Here is a 4,405-nt window from a genome sequence, read left to right on the forward strand (position 1 = left end):
AAAAATAAATAAAAACCCATCAATAAATAATTCATTTATTAAAAAGGACTCATACCAGTATGACGGAGTATTATCTCAATGAAACTGTTGTAACTTTTCCCGGGAATATTATTCAGGACAGTACGATTAATATGCTGCGCCTCAGCGATCCTGACGCCGCACTCATTATCAGCCGGGGCCAGATGCAGGAAGGAGACGAATTAGCCTCTCAGGTTGAACAGCAAATGAAAAAGCTGGAAAAGCAGGTAAAGGAACTGCGCTACACGCCCGTGCAGGTGACCCGCGTGGGGATTAATGACGCAGGGGAAGGGCTGGAAATACAGAGCCAGTTTCTCCGGGGTAACGAGCAGGTGTACCAGTGTCAGGTGGCATTTGTCTTGCCGGGTGAGCGGGTCATGATGGCCTTCACCTACGCCAGAACCACACCGCTGACCCCGGCAGATATGACGCGCTGGGCTGAAATTAAAAAGAATCTGCGCTTCAGGATACGGCAGGAAACCAGGACGAATTAATCACACAGGGAACGGGACATGGAAGAGGCATTCTGGGCGGCAAGACAGGGTGATGCCCTGCTGCATACGTCGTTTATGGCAGATGTGCTGGGGGCGGTGCTGGAGGTGGCCGCAAATGTCGTTATTGATGCCCTCATTGTCGGCGCAACCTCGTTACTGGCGGCGTCAGTGGGGATCACGATGGGGTGCACGACCGTCGTGCTGACCGGTTTTGTGGTGGGTGTGGCGATGGTGTACACCGGCGTGACAGAAAAGGTCAGCGAAGCCTGTTCAGCCCTCGCAGATATGCTTTTCCCGCCTCAGATTGAAGGTTACATCCTCACCGGCTCTGGTGACACATTGATTAACAGCAAACCTGCCGCGCGGGCAGCGGCCACTGCGGCATCGCGGCAGGACATTGAGGCGCAGGAAGCGCAGGCGAAGGCGGAACAGGAAGAAGCGCAGCGTCAGGAGGACGCCAGAACGTTCCGGGATGTCGCCGGGGAATATCTGGAAATGGCGGGGGCAATAGCCCTGGCGGTTAACCCGGTGACAGGGCCTGTGCTGATGTCCCGGGCGCTGCACGACCAGCTCAGCACGGAAGAGGGGCGTTCTGAGATGGTGGACGGCGCGACACATTTTGTTTCGGAACTGTGGCAGCCCACCGTGGCCAGTGCGGCTCCTGGCTCCACCCCGACCCCTGACGATAAAATCGACTGCCATAAACATCCCTCCTCACTGACTCAGTTACTCGAACAAAAAAAAGCCGCCTTTCTGGATGACCCTCTGGGAACGGCACTTAACCTGTTAAATCCGTTCGGTATGCTGGAAACCGCCTTTCAGGGAGTGAATGCGGTTATTGGCAGTATCAGTAATCTGTTCAAAGGCGATGACGAACCGCCCGCGGCGGAATATATCGCGGAAGGCGCGCGGGATGTGCGTATCAACAGCCAGCCGGCGGCACGCAGCGGAGCACGCTGTACCTGCGAGGCCAGGGTGGTGAATGAGCCGGGGGACGGGGCGTTTGTATCACCGGATGTCCGCACTGGTGGTCCGTTACTGGTGGTCAGGGATATCAGAAGCGGCAGGTCACAGATAACCCTGGTGGCAACCGTGGCGCTGATGTTTCTTCGCCCGGGCAAAATGCTTTCTAAAATCGCCTGTTTTGCTGCCAGTATCGGAATGAGCATGCTGACGCAGAAGGCCATCAGCGCCCTTCCGCATCCGGTCAATGCCGTCACCGGGGCCAAATACCTGGCCGATGACGATGACTTCGATTTCAGCCTGCCGGGCCACTTTCCGGTGGACTGGCAGCGCGTGTACAGCAGTCGTGACGACCGCACGGAAGGAATGTTTGGTCAGGGCTGGAGTGTGATGTATGAAGTCAGCCTGGTGCGCACACCGGGTAACGCGGACGAAAACTGCATGACCTTTGTGTCGGGCATGGGGCGACGCCTGGATATGGAAGCCGTGCTGCCGGGGAGCGGGTTTTACAGCCCCGGCGAAGGGCTGGCAGTCCGGCGTGGTGAGCAGGGGCACTGGCTTATCAGCAGCGATGATGGACAGTTTTTTCTGTTTGAAGCCGACCCGCACAACCCGCAGCGCCAGCGGCTGAAAATGCTGGGCGACCGTAACAGCAACTGTCTGAATCTGTACTACGACGACCGGGGACGCATCACTGAAATCAGTGGCGAACAGCAGCGTCCGTGCATCCGTCTGTATTACGAACTGGCGGCGCATCCCCGGCGGGTGACACAGATTTATCAGCATTTCCCTGATACTGCACCTTTACTGCTTCGTCGTTACAGCTATGACGGGGCCGGCCACCTGAACGGCGTGTACGACAGCACGGGGCACCTGCTGCGTGAGTTTGCTTACGACGAAAACCACTGCATGACGCTGCACCGCCAGCCCGGCGGCGAAGGATATTATTACCAGTGGGGCTGGTATGAAGGGCCGGATGATGCAGGCTGGCGCGTAACGGGCCACCATACCGACAGTGGCGCACAATACCGTCTGGACTGGCGGATGGCTGAACGTGTGGTATGCGTGACAGACGGGATGGGCCGGACCCGCTTTCATCAGTGGGACGCGCAGAATCAGGTGACGGCGTACCAGGACGAAGCCGGGCAGGTGATGACGTTCCGCTGGAGCGATGAAGAACGACTGTTGCTGGGGATGACCGATGCTCAGGGCGGCAAATGGCGCTATGTGTATGACCGCCTGGGGCATATCACGGAGACGCACGACCCGCTGGGGCGGGTGACACAGACACAGTGGCACCCGGTGTGGCACGAACCGGAAACAGAAGTGGATGCGGCGGGGAACAGCTGGCGCTGTGAGTACGATGAACGCGGTAATCTTCTTACCGTGACCGACCCGCTGCAACAGAACACCCGGTATCAGTATGACCGCCACGGCCAGGTGGTACAGATAACCGATGCCCGTGGGGGGAATAAATACCTTCAGTGGAACGAAGACGGGCAGCTCATGCGGCATACGGACTGTTCCGGCTCGCAGACGGCCTGGTTCTACGACGAACGCACGCGGCTGATACGGATGACAGACGCGCTGAGCCACAGCACGTGCTACGGGTATGACGACAGCGGTCACCTGACGGAGGTGATACTGGCGGACGGCCGCACGGTGAATTACCAGTCGGACGCGGCGGGCAGGCTGGTGAAGTATACCAGCCCGATGGGGAGGATAACGCGCTGGCAACGCGACGGGCAGGGCCGGGTGCGCAGCCGGACGGACGCGATGGGACGCAGGACGGCGTTCGGGTACGACGCTTACGGGCGTCTGGTCACGCTCACGAACGAGAACGGAGAAAGCTACCGGTTCCGCCATGACGTGCTGGACCGTCTGGCGGAGCAGATAAACCCGGACGGCTGCCGCCAGACGTACCGCTACAACGCGCTGAACGCGGTCACGGAAGTGGTGTTCACCGGGGACCGGGGCGGTGAAATCCGTCACCGGCTGGTGCGTGATGCGGCGGGACGGCTCACGGCAAAGGAGACAGCCGATAGCCGTACGGAATACGTCCATGATGCGGCTGACCGGCTACTGGAAATCCGTCGCCGGCGCTCGGATGCCGGGGAAACGGACACCCCGGAGATTATCCGCTTCAGTTACGACAGACTGGGGCGGATGCTGACCGAGGAGACGGCGCAGGGCGTCCTGACCCACCAGTACAATGAACTCAGCAACCGGACTGCCACCACCTTTCCGGACGGCAGGACACAGCGCCATCTGTACTACGGCAGCGGACATCTCCAGCAGATAAATCTGGACCGTGAGGTCATCAGCGAGTTCACACGTGACGCCCTGCACCGGGAGGTGCTCAGAAGTCAGGGGCGACTGAGCACACGGCAGCTTTACGACCCCGCCGGGCGACTGAAGCGCAGGGAGACATACAGCGGGATGCGCGGGGTGGTACCGGCCACGTTCACGGACCGGCAGTACAGCTACAGTGGCGAGGATGAACTGCTGAAGACGCGGCACAGCCGGCGGGGGGAAACGGATTACTTCTATGACACCACGGGGCGCATCACGGCGTGCCGCTCGGAGGATGAAGGATATCTGGCGAGCTGGGAGTACGACGCGGCGGGAAACCTGCTGGGGAGGCGCGCGGGGGAAAGGGCCACGGCAGAAAACAGCGTGGTGCCGTTCAACCGGATAATCTCATATCGGGGAAACCATTATCGCTACGATGAATATGGTCGTGCGGTGGAAAAGGCGGGCCGGAGCGGAACGCAGAGTTACCGTTATGATGCGGAACACCGGATGGTGGAAGTGACGACAGCGCGGGGGACATACCGGTATGTGTACGATGCGCTGGGGAGGCGGACGGAAAAACAGCACATCAGCCCTGACGGAAAACCGTACAACCGGACAAAATTTTTATGGGACGG

At 59.4% G+C, this 4,405-nt stretch carries 2 protein-coding genes; both read left to right on the forward strand.

What is annotated here, in order from left to right:
- The first annotated feature begins 59 nt into the window (after positions 1-59).
- Positions 60-512 carry a DcrB-related protein gene (locus D9742_RS22760; protein WP_130238318.1) on the forward strand — a complete coding sequence of 151 codons (453 nt, stop codon included), beginning with the start codon at positions 60-62 and terminating at the stop codon, positions 510-512.
- A gap of 18 nt (positions 513-530) precedes the next feature.
- The coding region (locus tag D9742_RS22765) for a DUF6531 domain-containing protein (RefSeq protein ID WP_130238319.1) at positions 531-4,405 on the forward strand (3,875 nt) is incomplete at its 3' end.

Source organism: Escherichia sp. E1V33 (genome assembly GCF_004211955.1).
In the GTDB taxonomy this organism is placed as follows: domain Bacteria; phylum Pseudomonadota; class Gammaproteobacteria; order Enterobacterales; family Enterobacteriaceae; genus Escherichia.

What these genes read in the sequence shown, in the direction of transcription:
- D9742_RS22760 (WP_130238318.1), top strand. Translation starts at nt 60, where the DNA reads ATGACGGAGTATTATCTCAATGAAACTGTTGTAACTTTTCCCGGGAAT.